General features: G+C 39.3%; 16 protein-coding genes and 1 riboswitch. Of the genes, 7 read left to right on the plus strand and 9 right to left on the minus strand.

Annotated elements, in window-relative coordinates; genetic code table 11:
- The first annotated feature begins 92 nt into the window (after positions 1-92).
- Positions 93-2,669, plus strand: coding sequence for an SbcC/MukB-like Walker B domain-containing protein (locus tag ACTS4L_RS09870; protein WP_440651986.1), 2,577 nt, complete (start codon positions 93-95; stop codon positions 2,667-2,669).
- 110 nt (positions 2,670-2,779) lie between these two features.
- On the opposite strand, the gene ACTS4L_RS09875 is transcribed toward ACTS4L_RS09870, so the two are convergent.
- On the minus strand, positions 2,780-3,016 hold the full coding sequence (locus ACTS4L_RS09875; protein WP_440615752.1) for a type II toxin-antitoxin system Phd/YefM family antitoxin: 237 nt from the start codon (positions 3,014-3,016) through the stop codon (positions 2,780-2,782).
- An 83-nt stretch (positions 3,017-3,099) separates the two neighbouring features.
- Positions 3,100-4,080 carry a ribosome small subunit-dependent GTPase A gene (rsgA, locus tag ACTS4L_RS09880; RefSeq protein WP_440615754.1) on the minus strand — a complete coding sequence of 327 codons (981 nt, stop codon included), beginning with the start codon at positions 4,078-4,080 and terminating at the stop codon, positions 3,100-3,102.
- A gap of 161 nt (positions 4,081-4,241) precedes the next feature.
- A riboswitch (FMN riboswitch) is annotated at positions 4,242-4,394 on the plus strand.
- A gap of 191 nt (positions 4,395-4,585) precedes the next feature.
- Between rsgA and ribD the strand changes: the two genes are divergently transcribed.
- The 4 genes from ribD to ribH are packed head-to-tail and all read left to right on the plus strand — an operon-like array spanning position 4,586 to position 7,854.
- The gene (ribD, locus tag ACTS4L_RS09885) at positions 4,586-5,620 is read left to right on the plus strand and encodes a bifunctional diaminohydroxyphosphoribosylaminopyrimidine deaminase/5-amino-6-(5-phosphoribosylamino)uracil reductase RibD (RefSeq protein ID WP_440651987.1); all 1,035 of its coding nucleotides are present in this window, start codon (positions 4,586-4,588) and stop codon (positions 5,618-5,620) included.
- Positions 5,621-5,622: 2 nt separating this feature from the next.
- Positions 5,623-6,231 (plus strand): riboflavin synthase, encoded by a 609-nt coding sequence (locus tag ACTS4L_RS09890; protein ID WP_440615756.1) that lies wholly within the window; start codon positions 5,623-5,625, stop codon positions 6,229-6,231.
- Positions 6,215-7,423, plus strand: a complete 1,209-nt coding sequence (ribB, locus tag ACTS4L_RS09895; RefSeq protein WP_440615757.1) for a 3,4-dihydroxy-2-butanone-4-phosphate synthase — start codon at positions 6,215-6,217, stop codon at positions 7,421-7,423. The genes ACTS4L_RS09890 and ribB overlap by 17 nt, the downstream gene beginning before the upstream one ends.
- 2 nt (positions 7,424-7,425) lie before the next feature.
- Positions 7,426-7,854, plus strand: a complete 429-nt coding sequence (ribH, locus tag ACTS4L_RS09900; RefSeq protein ID WP_440615759.1) for a 6,7-dimethyl-8-ribityllumazine synthase — start codon at positions 7,426-7,428, stop codon at positions 7,852-7,854.
- A gap of 15 nt (positions 7,855-7,869) precedes the next feature.
- On the opposite strand, the gene ACTS4L_RS09905 is transcribed toward ribH, so the two are convergent.
- The gene (locus tag ACTS4L_RS09905; protein ID WP_440615761.1) at positions 7,870-8,055 is read right to left on the minus strand and encodes a hypothetical protein; all 186 of its coding nucleotides are present in this window, start codon (positions 8,053-8,055) and stop codon (positions 7,870-7,872) included.
- Between the two features lie 185 nt (positions 8,056-8,240).
- Between ACTS4L_RS09905 and ACTS4L_RS09910 the strand changes: the two genes are divergently transcribed.
- Entirely contained in the window at positions 8,241-9,950 is a 1,710-nt protein-coding gene (locus ACTS4L_RS09910; protein ID WP_440615763.1) for a glycosyl hydrolase family 8, read from the plus strand.
- A 771-nt stretch (positions 9,951-10,721) separates the two neighbouring features.
- Here the strand turns inward: ACTS4L_RS09910 and lspA are convergent.
- The 6 genes from lspA to ACTS4L_RS09940 all read right to left on the minus strand — a co-directional run bounded on the left by lspA (position 10,722) and on the right by ACTS4L_RS09940 (position 18,359).
- A complete protein-coding gene (gene lspA, locus ACTS4L_RS09915; protein ID WP_440615765.1) occupies positions 10,722-11,201 on the minus strand; it encodes a signal peptidase II in 480 nt (159 codons plus the stop codon).
- A complete protein-coding gene (gene ileS, locus ACTS4L_RS09920; protein ID WP_440615766.1) occupies positions 11,188-13,995 on the minus strand; it encodes an isoleucine--tRNA ligase in 2,808 nt (935 codons plus the stop codon). Before ileS ends, lspA begins: the two co-directional genes overlap by 14 nt.
- Positions 13,996-14,019: 24 nt before the next feature.
- Complete coding sequence (gene ribF, locus ACTS4L_RS09925) at positions 14,020-14,958, minus strand: bifunctional riboflavin kinase/FAD synthetase (RefSeq protein WP_440615767.1); 939 nt, start codon at positions 14,956-14,958, stop codon at positions 14,020-14,022.
- A gap of 81 nt (positions 14,959-15,039) precedes the next feature.
- Positions 15,040-16,161, minus strand: a complete 1,122-nt coding sequence (locus ACTS4L_RS09930; RefSeq protein WP_440615768.1) for an aldose epimerase family protein — start codon at positions 16,159-16,161, stop codon at positions 15,040-15,042.
- Between the two features lie 6 nt (positions 16,162-16,167).
- Positions 16,168-17,343: a galactokinase gene (locus ACTS4L_RS09935; RefSeq protein ID WP_440615775.1), complete on the minus strand. Its 1,176-nt coding sequence runs from the start codon at positions 17,341-17,343 to the stop codon at positions 16,168-16,170.
- Entirely contained in the window at positions 17,337-18,359 is a 1,023-nt protein-coding gene (locus tag ACTS4L_RS09940) for a UDP-glucose--hexose-1-phosphate uridylyltransferase (protein ID WP_440615770.1), read from the minus strand. Before ACTS4L_RS09940 ends, ACTS4L_RS09935 begins: the two co-directional genes overlap by 7 nt.
- A gap of 307 nt (positions 18,360-18,666) precedes the next feature.
- Between ACTS4L_RS09940 and ACTS4L_RS09945 the strand changes: the two genes are divergently transcribed.
- A complete protein-coding gene (locus ACTS4L_RS09945) occupies positions 18,667-20,067 on the plus strand; it encodes a sugar porter family MFS transporter (RefSeq protein WP_440615771.1) in 1,401 nt (466 codons plus the stop codon).
- The last annotated feature ends 249 nt before the right edge of the window (positions 20,068-20,316 follow it).

The raw sequence follows: 20,316 nt of genomic DNA on the forward strand, positions 1-20,316 counted from the left end.
TGCGTAAGAAAGCAGCCTGGGGAAATCAGACTTTAAGCACTATTTTGGCTCAAGGTTTTTAGATGGGACAGCCGTGATCGCAAGGGCAGCTGATGCAACTAAATAATGAGTTTGCTATTAACAAGTTGTTGATTGAGCGGTTAGATACTAGCGAAAAAGTGTTGAATGATAAAGTGAGCTGGCTTCAAACGATTGACAAGCTTCAAAGTGAGATATCACAATTAGAGGAGCAATATAAGCATATACAACAACAGCAAGAAGCATTCAAGCCCAAACAGCAGCAGTTGAAACGCTTACAGCAAGTTAAAGAGATTAAACCAATTTATGAGGCTTATCAGAGCATTTATACTGAGCTTAACAAAGTGAAAGCTGAGATTGATACCTTACAGCTTAAGCGCCCACAATTACAAAAAGATAATAATCAAGCCAAAGTACAATGTGACAAAGCAAAAGGGCTGTGGCAGCAAGCTCAAGAAGCTCAAGCACTACAAGTGCCAGTGCTTAAAGAAGTGCGTAAACTGGATCACAACATTGAATATAAACAAGCGCAATTGCATCAATTTGAAAGGAAGCTGGATACATTAAATACTGAACTAAAGAACCAATTGCAACAGCAAGAAAATATGCAACAGGATATGATTAAGCTTGATAAGGCTAATCAAGACAATATTTTATACGCTAAGCAATATGCAGGCGATGGAGGTTTAATCGCTGATTTTCAAGGTATTCAATTACAGATCAGTTCAATTACTGATAAGCACAATGCACTTAATCATTGTCATACTGAAGGTAAAAAAGCGCAAAAACAGTTAGATCAAGCTTTACAGCAACAAGATCAATGCCAACAAAAGGCGAATTTTGCCAATGATGGTTTAAATAAAGCCAAGGAACATTCGGCAGCATTCAGCGTGCAGCTTGACAACATATTAGCAGGTAAACAGCTTGAGGATTACGAGGAAACCTTGGAGCTTAAACTGCATATTCAAGAGCAGCAAAAAGTCATTATTCATTTAGAACAAGAGCGCCAAAAGCTTGTTGATGGTGAGGCTTGTCCGTTGTGTGGTGCATTGGAGCATCCCTATGCAAAAGGTTTGCCGGTATTGGATGCGAATGATGATATTAAAACATTGAAATCGCATATTAAAAAAATCAAAGTATTGCAAAAAGAAGTTACTGAACAAGACAGACAAGTGACTCAAAAGCAGCAAGTATATAGTGATTTAACGACGCAGTTACGTGTAGCAGATGAGAAAATCACTAGTGCTCAATCAGCATTAGAGAAGGTAAAAGAGCAACTGTCACAAGAGCAAAAAAAACTATCACAAGCAATGTCTCAATGTAATGAGGTGTTGCGTAAATATGCCATGGCAATAACACATGTCGATCAACTGACTGAAGTCAATACGCAATTGCAAAAGCGCTTGAGACAATGGCAACAAACGCAGCAGGCATTACAAAACTATGAACAACAAAAGCAACACTTTACTGAACAGCTAAATCTTGTTCAACAGCAGATTAAGCAGAGCAATGCTTCTATACAACAAGAGCAAGCAGCAATAGCTAGCCTAAATGAAGAAAAGGAAGTGCTTGTCCAAGCTCGGCAACAGCTATTGGCAGATAAAGACCCTGATGATTATGAACAGCAGTTGCAACAAGCAGTTGATCAGGCGCAAAAGCAATATGATCATTTAGCTAAAGAGGTAAAATCGATTGATGACAAAATACTTGTGCTCAATACGCAATTAAGTAACTATCAGGCATTACAAATAGAAAAAGAGAAAGTGTATAGTGATAAGCAAGAAGATTTTTATCAGCAGCTAAAGTCACATAATATGACGGATGAAGATGCCTTTAAAGTGCTTTTAAATCAAATAGATCAAATCAATCTATTGCAACAAGAAGCCGAGCAATTACACAATCATGGACGTGATATCGATAGTCAGCTGAATGCTAAACAAAATGAGTATAATCAACTTCATAATATGTCATTGACTGATGAGAAGCTCGAAAATTTGCTGCAGCAGCGAGAGTTTATACAATATGAAAAGCAACAAACATATGAAAATTTAGGATCACTCAATACACAGTTACAAGCGCATGAAAAGGCAGTGTTAGCATTTACAGATAAGCTAGCGAGTATCGACAAGCAAAAAGCGCAAGCTCAAAAATGGGCAAATCTTAGAGCCTTAATTGGCTCACAAGATGGCAAAAAATATCGTAACTTTGCCCAAGGCTTAACTTTTGAATTAATGGTTAATTATGCCAATCAACAGTTACAACAGATGAGTGATCGCTATTTGTTAGTGCGTGATAGTAATGAACCTTTACAATTAAATGTGATTGATAATTATCAAGCCGGAGAAATACGCACGACAAAAAATCTCTCAGGCGGTGAGAGTTTTATTATGAGCTTGGCTTTGGCACTAGGATTGTCAAAAATGGCAAGCCAAAAAGTTTGCGTTGACTCTTTGTTTTTAGATGAGGGTTTTGGTACATTGGATGAAGATGCATTAGAGATGGCACTAGAAGCACTGTCACACTTGCAAAAGGATGGTAAATTAATCGGTGTAATTTCGCATGTCCCAGCACTTAAAGAGCGCATTAGCTCGCAGATCAAAGTCACGCCAATATCAGGTGGCAAAAGTGTGCTAAGTGGTGTGGGTTGTTAGGTGGTTAATGATTGGCAGGGTACCGGTCATTTTTTTGATGGGTTTGAGTAGATAATCAATATGACGAAATTAGTAGATGTAAGCAAACAGGAACAAATTAATAGTGCAAATTATTCACCATAAAACAGTTGATTAATTTTATCATTGGGCGCATCAAAGTCTTCAGACATATAATAGGATTTATCAGCAAGCTTTCCAATAACACGTTTTTTCTTTTCCACAGGGATAATTTTGGCGACTAATTTTTTATCGCGTGTGATTAGAATCTCTTCACCAGAGTTTGATACTAAATTAATCAGTTTGGGAAAGTTTTGTTTGGCATCGCCGATCCCATAAATATGATGCATAAGAACCTCGTTAAATTAGATAGTATGCTTATTGTGCTTTTAGTATATGCAGTGATTCCTTGATTGTCCAAATAATCCTAAAGTTAGTTTTTATAATCTAAATACTCATGAATCAAGCGGTGGTAGTTAATGAGGCGTTGCTTACTAATCTTGCCTTCATTAACTGCCTGATTGATCGCGCAACCTCTAGTGTTTTCAATATGCTCACAGTTTCTAAACTTGCAGTCATTTTCTAATTGTGCGAACTCTTTAAAGCCTGCAAAAATATCTGCTTTGTCTAAATGCCAAATACCAAACTCACGAATCCCTGGTGAGTCAATAATATTGGTATCTTGATCGAGATGAAATAATCTTGCACTGGTTGTGGTGTGTTTGCCGCGGCTGTTTTGTTCAGAAATTTCACCTGTAAGCGTTATATTCGTACCAAATAATGCATTAAGCATCTCAGATTTACCAACCCCTGATTGACCAACAATAATCGAGGTCTTATGTTGCAAAAGCGTTTTCAATGCTTGCAAATTTTCATGACACAAAGCGGAGCAAGTAATCAGTTCATAAGCTAATCCGCGATAAAGATCAACAATTGCCTCTAGCTGTGCCTTATTGTCAGCATGATCAAATAAATCCATTTTGTTGAGTACAATAATGGGTTTGACATTCATATGCTGTGCAGCAACGAGATAACGATCGATATAATGTTCAATAGGTGCTGGGTTAACGGCAAGCATAATAATAAGCTGATCAATATTTGCTGCCATCGTTTTGTGATTATGTGCAAGTTTACTAGGACGTATTAGTGCATTAGTTCGCGGCAGTACTTGGCAGATAACACCATATTCACTGTTGTCTTGTGGTAGATAAAGCACGTTGTCTCCTGCAACAATGGCGCCTAAGTTTTGACGGTATTGGCAAAAGATAACCTCACCGGTTTGGCTTTCAAGCTCAATGAGTTTGCCGCGATGTGATATCACAAGAGCTGACAAAGCATGTGATAAATCATCATGAGATGCTTTATGCTCTTTGATATTGCGAAGCTGTTGTTTGCTTAAATTACGTTTTGCCAATGGTGCTTGTACTCTTTAAAAAAGGTCTGAAGTGGATTATAGCTATTGATATAAAATAATACAGTACAGATTATGGATTAAACTTCTTGAATTCAATGCGTATTTGCATGCAATGCTTATTACTTCTAGATTTTTTATCCAAAACAACGTAAAATCCAATCCTAGTTCTTCAGGGCGGGGTGAAACTCCCCACCGGTGGTAATTCTACAAGCATTTAGAAAAGCCCACGAGCGCTTTGGTCTAACGGTCAAAGGTCAGCAGATCTGGTGAGATTCCAGAGCCGACGGTTATAGTCCGGATGAAAGAAGAAGTAATATGACATATGTGTAAAGTACAAGTGCATTATATTTTAAAGTGTTGAATGTTGAATGTTGAATGTTGAACCTATTATCAATGTGTTGCCTTTACTCATTTTGCATATGTTTATTTCTTTTGCTTATCCCTGAAATTAAGTAAATTAATAAAAGGGTGATTATTGCAAGTGTTTCAAGCGGATTATTTTTATATGTCTCAAGCGCTGATGTTGGCAAAGCGTGGCGCTTTGAGCATCTCCCCTAACCCAATGGTTGGCTGTGTGATTGTGAAAAATGGTCAAATTATTGGTGAAGGTTGGCATCGTTTCGCTGGTGATAAGCATGCTGAGATTCATGCCTTAGATCAGGCTGGAGATAGTACGCAAGGAGCGACTGTTTATGTCACCCTTGAGCCATGTTGCCATGTCGGCAGAACAGGAGTTTGTAGCGAGAGTTTGATCAAGGCACAAGTTGCTAAAGTCGTTGTTGCCAGTATTGACCCTAACCCACAAGTGGCAGGTAAAGGTATTACGCGTTTACAACAAGCCGGTATTGTTGTTGAGACAGGGCTTATGTGTCATGAAGCAACGACAATGAATAAGATCTTTTTCCATTATCACAAGCATAAGCTTCCATATGTTATTGCCAAATGGGGTATGTCGCTGGATGGTCAGATGATTACTCATCCCCAAGATAATAAACAAATCACCGATAAAGCATCGCAGCAACAAGTGCATAATCTACGTAATAGTGTTGATGCGATTATGGTGGGCAGTCAAACGCTTATTGACGATAACCCAAGCCTTACCGTGAGAGTTTCAGACGCGGAGTTTGTTAAGCATCCATTGCGTGTTGTGTTATCAAAAACTTGCCAATTACCACTTGATGCGACACTTTTTAATGATGAGGTGGTTAAAAGTATTGTGATGACCAGTGATCTGGCGGATAAAGATACGCTTGATGCATTAGAGTATAAAGGTATTGAATATATTAAGGTACCACTGAATCAAGGTGAGATTAATCTTAAAGAAGTTTTAAAAGTGCTGGCGCAAAGAGGCATTAGCAGTGTCTTAGTCGAGGGTGGTAGAACATTGCTTAATGCTTTTTTTGAGACGCAACTTGTTGATGAGGTGCAAAGCTATATCGCACCGGTGATCATTGCCAATTTTAAGCAAAAGGTGCAAGTTAATATCAAAGACAATGGGTTTTTGAATGATGATTATTATTGTATAGGATCAATGAGGTAATTATGTTTAGTGGAATTGTGCAAGAAATTGCAAAGGTTGAGTCGGTTACAGGTAATGAGGTTATTACACTTATAATTCGCTCAGAGCAGTTAGATAATTGCAAAATAGGTGACAGCATCGCCATTAATGGTGTGTGCTTAACGGTTGTTACTTTGGATAAAGTAAATGGGTTGGTCAGTTTTGAAGCGGTACCTGAAACGTTACGTAAAACAACCTTGGGACAGCTTATTGCCGGATCGCACGTTAATCTTGAGCTGTCATTGCGTTTGAATGATTTTATCGGTGGACACATGGTACAAGGTCATGTTGATGGTGTCGGTGAAGTGAAATCGATTACCCATGAAGCGGAGGCTTGGCTTGTGGCTATTTCTGCTCCTAAAGAGATATTAAAATATTTAGTCAATAAAGGATTTATCACCATTGATGGTATGAGCATTACCGTGATTGAAGTAAATGACGATTGTTTTACGGTCACTTTTATTCCACACACGATTGATGCCACTATTGTTAAAAATTATCAGATTGGTACCAAGGTTAACCTTGAGGCGGATCCTATCGGTAAACACATTCATCATTATATGGAGAAAATACAACATGTTTCAAAGAATTAAAACACGCGTTGAAGCAGCGGTTGATGCCTTAAAACAAGGCAAAAGCATTATCGTAACGGATGATGAAGATCGCGAAAATGAGGGCGATTTAATCTTTCCAGGTCAATTAGCTAATGCTGAGAATGTGAATTTAATGCTGCAACATGCTAGCGGTATTGTCTGTTTGGCGATGTCAAAAGCGCATGCCAAACGTTTGCAATTAAATCCGATGGTGCCTGCAGATTTGAATACCAGTCAATTCACAACACCTTTTACTATTACGATTGAAGCAAAAGAAGGCGTGACAACGGGCGTATCTGCTAAAGATCGCGCACATACCATTCAAGTAGCATCAAATCCTGAAGTTAACCCTAATGATATTAGTCGTCCGGGTCATGTTTTCCCATTAGTTGCGAATGAGTATGGGGTATTAGGACGTCAAGGTCATACTGAAGCAAGTGTTGACTTGGTGAAAATGGCAGGATTTCATCCAGCAGCTGTTTTATGTGAGCTTATGAATAAAGATGGCAGCATGATGAAAGGTGAAGAGATTGAGCGCTTTGCTTTGACGCATGATTTGCCAATATTAAGCATTGAGGAGCTGCGTTTATATCGTCTAGCAACTGAAAAGCTCATTACAAAAGCTGTCAGTAGTCCTATTCCATTTCGAGATTATGGCGAGCTTGAGATGAGTGTTTTTATCGATCCTGTGTCCCAAAGTGAAATTAAAGTTATGAGCAAGGACATTAAAGACAATCCTTTGGTGCGCATTCACTCATCATGTATTACGGGAGATTTATTCGGTTCACTAAAATGTGATTGCCAATCACAACTGCACCATGCCCTGCATGAAATTGCTCAATGTGGTGGGATTTTGATTTACCTTGAGCAAGAGGGGCGTAATATTGGCTTGGTGAATAAATTAAAAGCCTATGAGCTGCAGCGAACAGCGCATATGGATACGATTGAAGCCAATAAGGCTCTTAATTTGCCTGTTGATAATCGTCACTATGACCATGCAGTGCAAGTGCTTAAATATTATGATATAAAGCAATGTCAATTGTTATCAAATAATCCAGAAAAAGTGCAGGCTTTGCAAAAAGCGGATATTGCTGTGCAAGTCTTAGTATCAGAGTCAGATGTGCATGAGCATAATAAAGATTATTTACAAACTAAAAAACAACGACTAAACCATAGCATAAAAGGAGTATGAAGATGCCAAAGATTGCGATTGTTGTTAGTGAATTTAATGCATTAATTACCGATAAGTTATTGGAAGGTGCATTAGAGGAAGCTTCTAACTTAGCCATTAAAACACCTAAAGTCTACAAAGTCCCAGGCGCAGTTGAGTTGCCTTATGCGGCAAAGCAGCTCGCTAAAACCAAGAAGTATGATGCTATCGTATTGCTGGGTTGTGTTATTCGCGGACAAACTGATCATTATGATTACGTGTGTATGCAAGTATCACAAGGCACACAAGATGTAATGATGAGCTATGATTTACCAGTGATTTTCGGGGTGTTGACAACGCATAATAAGGATCAGGCATTAGCGCGTGTTGGTGGTGAGAAAGGTCACAAAGGTAAGTATGCATTAAAAGCGGCGTTAGATATGATTAAGCTTAAAAAGGAAATAGGCGCTTGATGTAAGAGCACTACCTTAACAAGTAGCTTGTAAATATGAGCTTTGTAATGAACTTAAATCTATCATCCATGACAAAATGGATTGCCACGCATCCATGCTCGCAATGACACTCTCTGAATTGTCATCCTGAGCCATGATGGCGTGAGGATCCAATGCGAAGCTGCCATGGATGGTAAGTAATCCTCCTAAAAGTTGTGCCATTAGAGCTTAATCCACTAAATCTTCATTTTTTCTATTGGGTGGTTACAAATTTTTTTGATAATCTTGCCAAAAAACCAGTCATTTTTAGTCATATGAACTATATTTAGTTTGACCGATGAATGCATATAATTGCAAGGGATTTAAAAGTACCAATGCTTTTTGCACAAGAAAATGAAGGAGATAGCATGAAAAAGTTACCAATAGCATTAATTTTATCCTCTATTTTGAGTTATGGTTATACTGCTGTAGATGTGACCTTTACAAATAACACAACAACACCTGCTCATATTGATTATACCAATTGCAGTTACCAATCAGGTGCTAAAGGAGATAGCGTGCCAGGGGCGGGGAGTAGTGATAATTCAGTGATTTATCGCTGTGAAGATAATCAGAGTTTGCAAATTGCAAAATATGGTGCAAGTGGTCTAACCGATCAGTGCTATATCAATGTAAATAATGGTGTGGCAACACTAACTAAAGATAAGAACTGTATCGCAAGCCAAAACAATCACTTTGCCATTGGCGCGATTAACACAACAGACTTTAAAGCGTTGGCAAATAATGCAAATGAAGTGATCAAGTTATTTGTAGCTCAGAAAGAAAAGGCAAATCCAAATACATATAGCTATTTGCCAGCCAATGTTATTCCTATGAATCAAGAAACTTTAGATTCACGCATAAAAGACCCAGATGCTTATGCTTGGGCATTTCAATATGGGTATGATTCAGGTAGGTTTCCATTGTTTTATGGGGCACTTTGCATGCAGAACCCAAGTGCAGCAGGATGCTCTGATGTTAAGCGTACTATTGTAGGTATGTTGGGTGACTTGAAAAGAGTTAGCCAAGATGGTCAATTACCATCAGCAGGGCTATGGGCATATACCATTTCAGGTGTAGGTAAAGATGGTGATAAGGTTCTACCAAGCAACCCTTCTAATTTACCTGCACTTTTGGGACCTACGGTTGTGGCAGAGTATGCATTTAATGGTGAGAGTGATTTCTTTAAACAATTAATTACCCAGCTTGAGAGCTATAAGTTAAGCGAGCATACGCCAGCATCAGCAGGAAATGATGCTTTTTTAAATTCAACTGCTCCGTATTTTAATGCGGTATTAGGGTTGCTTTCTCAGGCATTTTTAGTAGGGAAAGGAGAGCTTGGCGTCAATAACTCAAGTGCTAAGTCAGGCTATTTAAGTCAAGCTTCTTTTAATGCTAACTATCAGGTTTGGATAGATCCAAAAAATGGTTTTGTGAATGAATATCCTTGTGAGGGTGGCAAAACCTGTGCAAGAGTGATATTTTCAGTAGAAAATGCACCACATGATACCTCCAAAGATACTTGGGCTAATGCTGGAGATAGCCCGACTGTATCTGAAGGTATGGCTTATGGATTATTAATTAGCTATGCTGCAAATGATCAAAAAATGTTTGATAGCTTTGTGCGTTATATCATGTCTGAGTCAGCAGGGTATGGCTGTGCGCTATACTATGATGACCAATGTCATGTCAAAAGTGATTTGATGATGCCTTGGCTTGTAGATGCTACAGGTAAACCATTTCATTATACATTAGGCGGTGGCTTCTATACCAATGGATCTGCGACCGATGCAGACGTTATTATTGCTTGGGCGTTATCCCTTGCAAATAAGAAAGTTGCAGCAGGGGATTGGGGTAATACGAGCTTCACATATAATGGTGGTGAAGCACATTATGAGCAGTTATTTGAGTCACTGAAAAAACAAATTGCACTTTATGATACTTATAATTCAGCAGAGTTCTTTGGACAAAAACTTGGTTGGCTATACACGCCAGGGAATCAGTGGTCTAATGAAGGGCATAATGTATTCTATAGTGGTTATAACACGCCACAGGCGTTTGAAGCTTTAGAGCAATAGCTTCTTAGCTATCCCCCGTTAAAATCTTATCTAGCGAGCGAATTGCTATGGCAAAGGGGATAACCTTTATGTCATTATCGTAATAAGTTTGATCTCCGCCATATAACATAATGTATCTTTTAACCAGTGCGTTTTGCCTGTGCCTCGAGGTCCAAATAAGAAGACACTTGCTTTCATTTTGGTGTCGATGGTAAGTAATCTTTTATACATTATATGATCAGACAGAACATGCAAATTGCAAATTGAGTTTGCAGTTTGCATTAAAAATTGCAAACTCAGATTGCAATTTTTAATACCGTACCCTGAGCGAAGTCGAAGGGTGTATGTGTTTGCAGTGTGTAAAATGGCTTCGAGTGATGCCCTGTGAAGTAATGAGTATGCGCTTTAATTTCCCCCTCACCCGTGCAGCTTAAGCTGCACGACCTCTCCCGCAAGGGGAGAGGTAGTATTATTCTTGATTCATTAAATCACGGTACCCTGAGCGAGGTCGAAGGGTATTTGTGACAGTAGCATATAAAAAGGCTTCGACTAACGCTCAGCCAACAGTTACCTACTGAAGTTACGCACTTTTGGTGAAAATTATTATTTGCTTCAGCGTATTATCAACCGTACCCTGAGCAAAGTAGAAGGGTAGGACAAAAACAATAAATGGCTTCGAGTGATGCCCTGTAAAGTAATGAGTTTGCGCTTTAATTTGCCCCTCACCCGTGCAGCTTAAGCTGCACGACCTCTCCCGCAAGGGGAGAGGTAGTATTATTCAGCAGGAAGATGTTATTTTTTAGACTTAAAACTCATCAAGATCAACATCACGGCACCAATGCATATGGCGGAATCTGCGATATTAAATGCGGGCCAATGATAATTGTTGATATGAAAATCAAGGAAATCAACAACATAACCGTGGATCATGCGATCATAGACATTACCCAAGGCGCCTCCTAAGATAAGTGATAAAGCACAGGCGGTTAGGTTTTTGTTTTTAGGCAAACGTGCTAACCACACTAAGATCACAATAGCGACAATTAGGGCAATAGCAGAGAGGACAATCACTTGCCATGTGGTATTAGCATTACTTAAAAAGCTAAATGCTGCCCCATAATTATGCAGTAAGGTTAAGTTGAAAAAGGGCAATACTGCAACCGGTTGTCCATATGTTAAATTGTGTGAGGCAAGGTATTTCGTGCCAAGGTCAATAATAATGACAATAATGCTTAAAATAATCCAACGCAATTGATTGTTACGCAAATTCACGTAGTTCTCCTTGTTCAGTGGTGATGTTTTCAATACATCTGCCGCAAATATCTGAGTATTCTTCATGACTACCAACATCCTCGCGTCGATGCCAACAACGTTCACATTTTTGCGCAGCAGACTTCTCAACAAGAATGCTTAAGCCTTTAATGCTTGAGTCATGGGCAAAGTTTGGCTTTTGAGTGAGTGGTTTAACATGCGCATCAGAAACAATCAACGCAAAGCGTAGCTCATCTTTAAGCTTAGCTAATTGCGCTAGTAAGGCATCGTCAGCATACAGTGTGATATTGGCTTCAAGGGAGGCACCTAATACACCTTCAGCACGCTTAGATTCAAGTAGTTTGTTACATTCGGTACGCACCTCTTGAATCGTTTGCCAAAATGGCAGATTAAGTTCTGCTGATTGCGGCATTTGTGATAATCCTTGATACCATTGACAAGTAACAAAAGGGGCCTTCTCGCCAGGAATAGCATCATAAATCTCATCAGCCGTAAAGCATAAAATCGGTGACATCCAACGCACTAAGGCATGAATGATATGATACATGGCTGTCTGTGCAGATTTGCGTGCCAAACCATCGGCTTTGGCTGTATATTGACGATCTTTAATGACATCAAGATAGAAGCTGCCCATATCAATTGAACAGAAGTGATGAATCTGCTGTGCCACAACATGAAAGTTATATTCATCATACGCTTTAATAATCTTTTGTTGTACCTCATCTGCTTTGGCAATTGCCCATTGATCCAATGCAACCAACTGATCGAAGTCGATCAAATCAGTTTGGGGATTAAAGCCCTCAAGATTCGATAATAGAAAGCGTGCGGTATTACGCAGGCGGCGATACGTATCGGCATTGCGTTTTAGAATCTCATCAGATACGGTCATCTCGCTGCGATAATCAGTTGCTGCAACCCATAGTCTTAGGATATCAGCACCTAATGTATTAACAACATCTTGCGGCGAGACAACATTGCCAAGGGACTTTGACATTTTCTTGCCATGAGCATCTACTGTGAAGCCATGTGTTAAGACTTGTTTATAGGGTGCTTGATCGCGACGTGCTAAGCTTGTGAGAAGCGAGGTCTGAAACCAGCCACGATGTTGATCAGAACCTTCAAGATATAAGTCAGCAGGAAACTGTAAATTGTCATTATGCTCAAGCACACAAGCATTTGAACAGCCTGAATCAAACCAGACATCGAGTGTGTCGGTGACGCGCTGATAGTCTTCAGTTTCAGTAATGAATTGACTATCATCAGCATCAAACCAAGCCTCCACTCCGCCTTTTTCAATGGCGTTGGCTACTTTTTTAATAATGTCTTGAGTTTGAGGGTGTAAGCTTTCCGTTTCCTTGTGAATAAATAAAGGAATAGGCACCCCCCAAGTGCGTTGACGAGAAATACACCAATCAGGTCGATCTTGCATCATCGCTTCAATACGACTTTGCCCCCAAGTTGGCACCCATTTAACTTCTTTAATGGTGTCTTCAGCACGTGTACGCAGTTTATTTTTTTCCATGCTGATAAACCATTGAGGGGTTGCTCGGAAAATAAGTGGTGTCTTATGGCGCCAACAGTGTGGATAGCTGTGCTCTAATTTATTTAAGTTAAGAAGGGCATTGTTTTGTGTTAACACTTCAATCACATGGTCATTGGCTTTAAAGACAAACTCATTAGCAAAAAGCTCGGTATTGCTGTGATAGCAACCATTGTTGTTGACAGGGTTATCTACTGGGAGATTGTGTAATTTCCCTAACGCGAAATCCTCAACCCCGTGAGCTGGCGCGGTATGTACAAGGCCTGTTCCTGAATCAACGGTAACATGATCTCCATGGAGCACTGGCACGATACGGTTATAAAAAGGGTGATGTGCTTTTAAGTTGGTCAATTGATCACCTAATACACTGGCAAGGATATGATACTCTTCAATGTCCGCGCGCTTCATAATTGATTCAACTAACTCGGTTGCAACAATAATATGTTGATCATGATTGAAGTTTACTACGGCATAGCTTATTTCATTGTGTACTGCAATTGCCTGATTGGCAGGTAATGTCCATGGTGTTGTCGTCCAAATAACGGCAGATGTATTTTCAGATAACGTATCTAAACCAAAACGCTCCGCCCAAGTGTTTGGATCAATAATGGCAAATTTAACATCAATAGCAGGCGAGATTTTGTCTTTGTACTCAACTTCAGCTTCCGCAAGTGCTGAACCACAATCAGGACACCAATGTACCGGTTTAAAGCCTTTGGTTAAGTGACCATTTTCAATAATCTTACCTAGAGTTCTGACCATATTGGCTTCATAGTCAAAGTTCATGGTTAAGTAAGGCTTATCCCAATCACCTAGAATACCTAGGCGCTTAAAATCTTTAATCTGACGTTCTACTTGTTTAGCAGCATATTTACGACATTCTTTACGAAAAGCGTTAGCATCTATTTTAACACCCGCTTTGCCATGTTTTTTCTCTACTTGCAGCTCAATCGGTAGGCCGTGGCAGTCCCAACCTGGGACATAAGGGGCGTCAAAACCTGAAAGTGTCTTTGAGCGCACAACCATATCTTTTAGAATCTTATTAACGGCATGTCCGACGTGAATATCACCATTGGCATACGGAGGACCATCATGCAAAATAAACTTGTCTCTACCGGCGAAATGCTGACGAATGCGTTGATAAGCCTCATCGCTATACCATTGCTTTAAGCGCATCGGTTCTTTTTGCGCAAGGTTTGCCTTCATTGAAAATGATGTTTTCGGCAAGTTTAATGTGCTTTTATAATCTGCCATATTCTACCCTTTAACCCGTTTGTTTTATATCTTTGTTGTATGTTTTTCAAGCCACGTAAGTGCTGCCAGTTTATCATCATTAATTTGTGCTTTGAGTGCATCAAAGCTTGCAAATTTTTGCTCGCTACGCACAAAGTGCAAAAACTCAATCGTAACATATTGCCCATATAAGTCATGTGTGAAATCAAAAATATGTGTCTCTAATAAACGTAATCTGCCACCGACTGTTGGGCGAATGCCGATATTAGCAATGCCATGATATATTTTGCCGTAAACATGTACGTTAACAACATAAACCCCTGAAACGACAACTGCTGTCGGCATTGGGATGTTAATTGTTGGAAACCCAATTTTACGTCCATTTTGATCACCATGATGCACGCGACCACTTAGTGAGTAGCTATGCCCTAAAAAATGCGCGGCATCATCAAATTGACCATTACCCAGTAGTTGGCGAATGTGGCTGCTGCTAATACGTGTATCATCTATGGTATAAGAAGGGAGGCTTTCTACGGTGAAGCCATATTTTTGCCCTAAGTCTTGTAGTAGCTTAAAGTCACCTTGACGCTGATAACCAAAACGAAAGTCATCGCCAATAATCACATGTTTGGCATTAAGACCATCGACAAGAACCTTTTTAACAAAGGCTTCAGCTGATAGTATCGCAAGACTTTGATTAAACTGTAAGCATAAAACTTGGTCGATATTGAGTGCTTTAAATGCTTGGATTTTGTCGCGAAAAGGCGTGATGCGTAAAGGCGCTTTCTCTTTTAAAAAGAACTCTTTAGGCTGCGGTTCAAATGTCACCACTGTCGCTTGAGCATTGTTGGTTTTAGCCAGTTGCTGTAGATGGTTAATAATATACTGATGCCCCAAGTGCATACCATCAAAATTACCAATGGTGACGATGCTTGGCATTTGCTCTTTATTGTTATGTAAATCTGCAAGTCGTAACAGCTGCATGTTAAGTTTGTTTATGCCTAATTAATCGCTTTGATACATGACAAAGCGAGGTGTTAAAAACTGTCAAGCATTGTATACCAGTCATATAGCCATCGTAAATAAATTTGCGGAGTTTGTTGATTTATTCATATCGTCTTTAACGGAAAAAACATAACGGCTGCTATTTTTTCGTAAATGATGCGCAGGTGTGACAATACTTGGAAAATGAGCGTGATTTGGCGCATCGGGATAATCATGAGTTTCTAAGCAAACAGCGCAATGTGGTTGATATGTCTCATCATACTTGCCTTTACAATCGCTTAAAAAGTTTGCGCTATATAATTGCAAGCCTGGATAGGTGGTTAATAGTTGCATGTGAATGCCCGTTCTCTTACTCATTAGTTCAGCACATAGTTGATATTTAGGTGCTTTCGAGTCGTATTGAGGCAAAACATAAAACATATCATAACCTTTATTGTGGCGTAGCTTTTTATCATTCTGCAATAAACGGCTCGTTAATGATTGAGCTTGGGAAAAATCAAACGCACCATGTGCTTTTACAAGTTTTCCGGTTGGGATTAATTGATCATCTGTCTCAAGGTAAGCGTCACAATAAAGTGTTAGTTGGTGTTGATCTAGTTTGTTGTGCGTCGTGCCATTGAGATTAAAGTAACTGTGGTTGGTAAGATTACTAATCACAACATTGTCATAAGTTTCTGTCAGATAGTCAATTTGCAAAGTACCATCGACTAAGATTAGATATCTAATGGTAATTGTCATAGGTCCCGGCAAACCACAATAGCCGTCATCAAGTTTGATATGATAGGCAATGCCTTGAACATGATCATTGCTAATGATTGACTGCTGCCAAACTCGGTTTTTCAAATTACCGATATGCAAAGCATTTGCTGATTCATTGGCATCAAGTCTGTATATATGATCATTTAGGGCAAACTGTGCCTTGGCAATGCGATTGGTAACAACGGCATGCACAGCACCCAAAGATGGATCATTTTCTTTGAGATAGTCTTGATAGTCATCAAATCCCAAAACGATATCTTGCCAAGTTTGATTTGTATCTTGTACCCATAGCGACTGAATGACCGCGCCGATATTTAAAAGCTGTAATTTGATGCGAGGATGGTTGATGTTGGTTTGATAAATCCCAAGTGTTTGATCTAAACATTGGCTATGAACCTGTGATATTGAACGCTTTTTTGTCATTGCTATTTAATTTGCCCCATTGACTAAATGGACTCCTTGATAAGCACGTGAGATATAAAAAGTAGGTGCTTTGTTAAAGCGTTTATAATAAGCAGTTTCTAAGTAATGCTGATAATCATCAATCACATGATCTTGTACTAAATGTATCGTGCAGCCGCCGAAGCCACCTCCAGTCATCCGTGCACCATATACGCCGGAATATGCAATAGATAACTCAACCAGATAATCAAGCTCGTCACAACTGACCTTATAGTCATACTGTAATGAATTGTGTGAGGCATACATCAGTTTACCAAGTGTTAGCCAATCGCCATTTTTCATGGCATTAGCCGCTTGCAAAACACGATGATTTTCATTCACAACATGCTTAGCGCATTGCAAGCTCTCGATATCAAGCAAATCTTTTGATGTCATTAATTGTTCAATAGTTAACTCCCTTAATGAGGCGATATTAAAGATTCTAGCAACTTTCTCGCATGATTCACGGCGCCTGTTATAAGCTGATTCTGCAAGGTTGTGTTTGACATTGCTATCACAGATCATGAGGGATGTGCCGGTTAAGTTAAAAGGGATATGCTCTGTAGTCAGTGACTGGCAATCGATGAGCAATGCGTGATTCTCATGTGCGGATGCGCAGACCATTTGATCCATTATGCCGCATAGTGTACCGATATACTGGTGCTCGACTTGCTGTGCAAGTTTGGCAATATCTATTTTACTGAGTTTCAGTTGGTAAAGCGTGGTATATGCATAGCCTAAGGCAACTGTTAAAGATGCTGAAGATGATAGTCCAGCCCCAATCGGTAGATTACTAGAGATATAAATATCAGCACCTTTAATCTCTGCGGTCTCTTTGGTGCTTTGTTGGATAAGTGATAGCATGCCGCCGATATAGCGGCACCATTGTGAGTGTTCTGAGTTTGAAAAATGATGTAAATCAAAGTTGTCTAATTGATCCAAATTTTTGCTATAAACGCTGACTTTAGCATCATCGCGTGGTGCGATAGCGACTGTTGTGCCCATGTTGATTGCCAAAGGCATAACAAAGCCATTGTTGTAGTCCGTGTGTTCACCGATTAAATTAACCCGACCTGGTGCGTAAAAGCATCGATAATCTTGGCGATTAAAGATTGATTGATAGTGATTACGTAGATCATCGTTATATTTTGCTAATATCATAATGCACGTAACCTCTTTGCAGCATCCTCAGGCGTAATATCACGTTGTGATTCAGCAAGCATTTCAAAGCCAACCATAAACTTTTTAACCGAAGCTGAACGTAGTAAAGGTGGATAAAAATGAGCATGTAATTGCCAAAATGGATCGTTTTGAGCATAAGGCGCGCCATGCCAGCCCATCGAATAGGGAAATGAAACCCCAAACAATCGATCATATTTTTGCAGTAATGCCTTGAGAATACTGGCAAGTTGATTTTTTTGGCATTCATTAAGATGATTGAGGTGCGCACAATGTGACTTAGGTATTAATAAAGTTTCAAATGGCCAAACCGCCCAAAAGGGTACGACAACAAGCCACTCATCGTTTTCAAGCACAACACGCTGTTGTGCCTTTTGTTCACGTTTAACATAATCGATGAGTAAATTGCTTTGATGATTTTGATGGTAAATTTGTTGTTGATTATGCTCTTTTTCAGCTTCAGTCGGTAAAAAATCACATGCCCAGATTTGTCCATGCGGATGCGGATTAGAACAGCCCATAATATCGCCTTTGTTTTCAAAAACTTGCACCCATTGGTATGCTTTTGAAAGCTCGTTAACTTCATTTTGCCAAGTAGATATTACCGTTATAATGTCTTTTTCAGCCATCTCAGCCATGCTCAAACTATGATCTGGTGAGAAACAAATAACTTTGGCAATACCGTTGGCGAGTTGAGCAGTCATTAATGGATCAATCAGCTCGTCAAACTCTTCATTATCCTCTAATGACATCAAGGCTGGGAAGTCATTATTAAAAACATATGTCTCGCTATATTGAGGGTTTTTGCTACCGTTTGCACGAATATTGTCTGGGCATAAATAGCACTTAGGATCATGCTTTGGTCTGTTGTCAGTGGGTGATAATTCACTGAGTCCTTGCCATGGTCTTGATAAACGATGTGGTGAGACGACAACCCACTCGCCTGTCAATGGATTGCGACGGCGATGTGAATGCTCAAATAATGGATTTGGTGATGTCATAATGAAATCATAGTCTAAATGTTGGAAATTTACAGTAAATGGTAGCGAAACTAAAAAACAGATTCAAATGGTTTTATGCTTTTATAGAGCAGCTTTAGCTTTAATCTATACAATGATTGGTTAACGCTTAAATATATTCTTATATGCCGTAAGTGTGAGGGCTGAAACTTTTGGAAAATAATAAGCGGGTAGAATATTTACAAGAGAAAATTAAATCGATAACATGCAAGAGAAAATTTGACAAAACCAGAAATATTGTAAAATGGTTTGCATTGAGTGTTTATAAAATAAAAACGGGGTGGGAAGGATGAAAGAAAAAAAACTAAACGCAATAACCATGCGTGTTGCCATTATTGGAGCATTGGCTGGACTTTTGTTTGGTATGGATATCGCCTATGTTAATGGCTCATTAGATTTAATCGTCAAAAATTTTAGTTTAAGCTTAACGCAGTCGGAACATGTCGCAAGCACGTTACTTGTTGGTGCGGCAATTGGTGCGATTTTTAGCGGGTTTCTATCACGACGCTTTGGGCGAAAGGTAGTATTAATTCTGGCGGCATTAATTTTTACCCTATTTACATTTGTTGGCGTTTTCGCACCTAATTTTGATGCATTATTAGTATCACGATTTGTTGTTGGTTTAGCGGTTGGTATTGCTTCTTTTATTTCACCACTATACCTGTCGGAAATTGCGCCTAAAGAGTTTCGCGGGGGTATCATTGCGATGTATCAATTTATGATTACGATTGGTATTTTCTTGATGTATCTGTGTAACTCGGCGTTGAGCTCCACAGGGTCTTGGCGTATTATGCTTGCCAGTATCGCTATTCCATCAATAATTATGTTGCTAGGTTGTTTAACCTTACCACGAAGCCCACGTTGGTTGATTCTAACTGGGCAGGAAGAAAAAGCGCTAGTTGTTCTAAAAAGGATTCGTGATACTGAAGAGGAAGCCTATCAAGAGGCAGATGAAATCAAAAACGCAACGAATGTCAAAGGCAGTGGTTTTAAAATGTTGCGTCATGGTTTTTTTCTAAAAGTATTGTTATTGGGGATTTTGCTGCAAGCATTCCAACAGTTTACAGGGATGAATGCTTTTATGTATTACTCTACAGATATTTTTAAGATGGCAGGTTTTGGCAACCCCGCGGTAGCAACAATTGTTATTGGTTTAGTAAACGTATTAACGACAATTTTAGCAATAAAATATGTTGATAAGTTTGGGCGCAAACCGATTCTTTATTTTGGCTTGAGCTTATTGGTTTTATCTTGTCTTATTGTTGGCGTAGTGTTTAAGACGCATTACTCGGTTGAAATGATTAATAACCTACCTATTTCGCATATGCAGTTAAGCTCAGCATTGCAATGGATTACATTGATTTTTTGTTTGGTATTTATATTTGGTTTTGCCATTTCAATGGGGCCAATGATTTGGATTATATGCTCTGAAATCCAACCCTTAGAAGGGCGCGATCTTGGTATGACTGCATCAACGACATCAAACTGGCTTTGTAATGCTATCTTAGGTAATTTTGCATTGACATGGTTAACTTTCGCGCCGGGCAATACATTCTTTGGCTTTGGATTGGTTTGTCTTGTTTGTATGCTTTTTACTAAATTCTTTGTACCTGAAACAAAAGGGGTTTCATTAGAGCAAATAGAACGGAATTTGAAATCAGGTAAACGCCTGGCGCATATTGGGCGCTAGTTACTATGACAAGTTAGTCGCTTGATAAATTGCAGATGCTTAAAACCTTAGAAAAAGTCGTCGAATGATACCGTAGCGGTACTATTTACAAGTGAAGATAAAGATAGATTAATGATGATAGAGAAGTTTAACCCAAGCTGAGCAGCCAGTGACTTTTACCAACGCGGCTTTATGTAGCGTCCCCAACTATTTGGCGTTGATAGTCCCACGGTGAATGCGGGAGTTTTTTTGACTACTTTAAGGCCTTAT

Source organism: Cysteiniphilum sp. 19S12-1 (assembly GCF_052030685.1).
Taxonomy (GTDB): Bacteria; Pseudomonadota; Gammaproteobacteria; order Francisellales; family Francisellaceae; genus Caedibacter.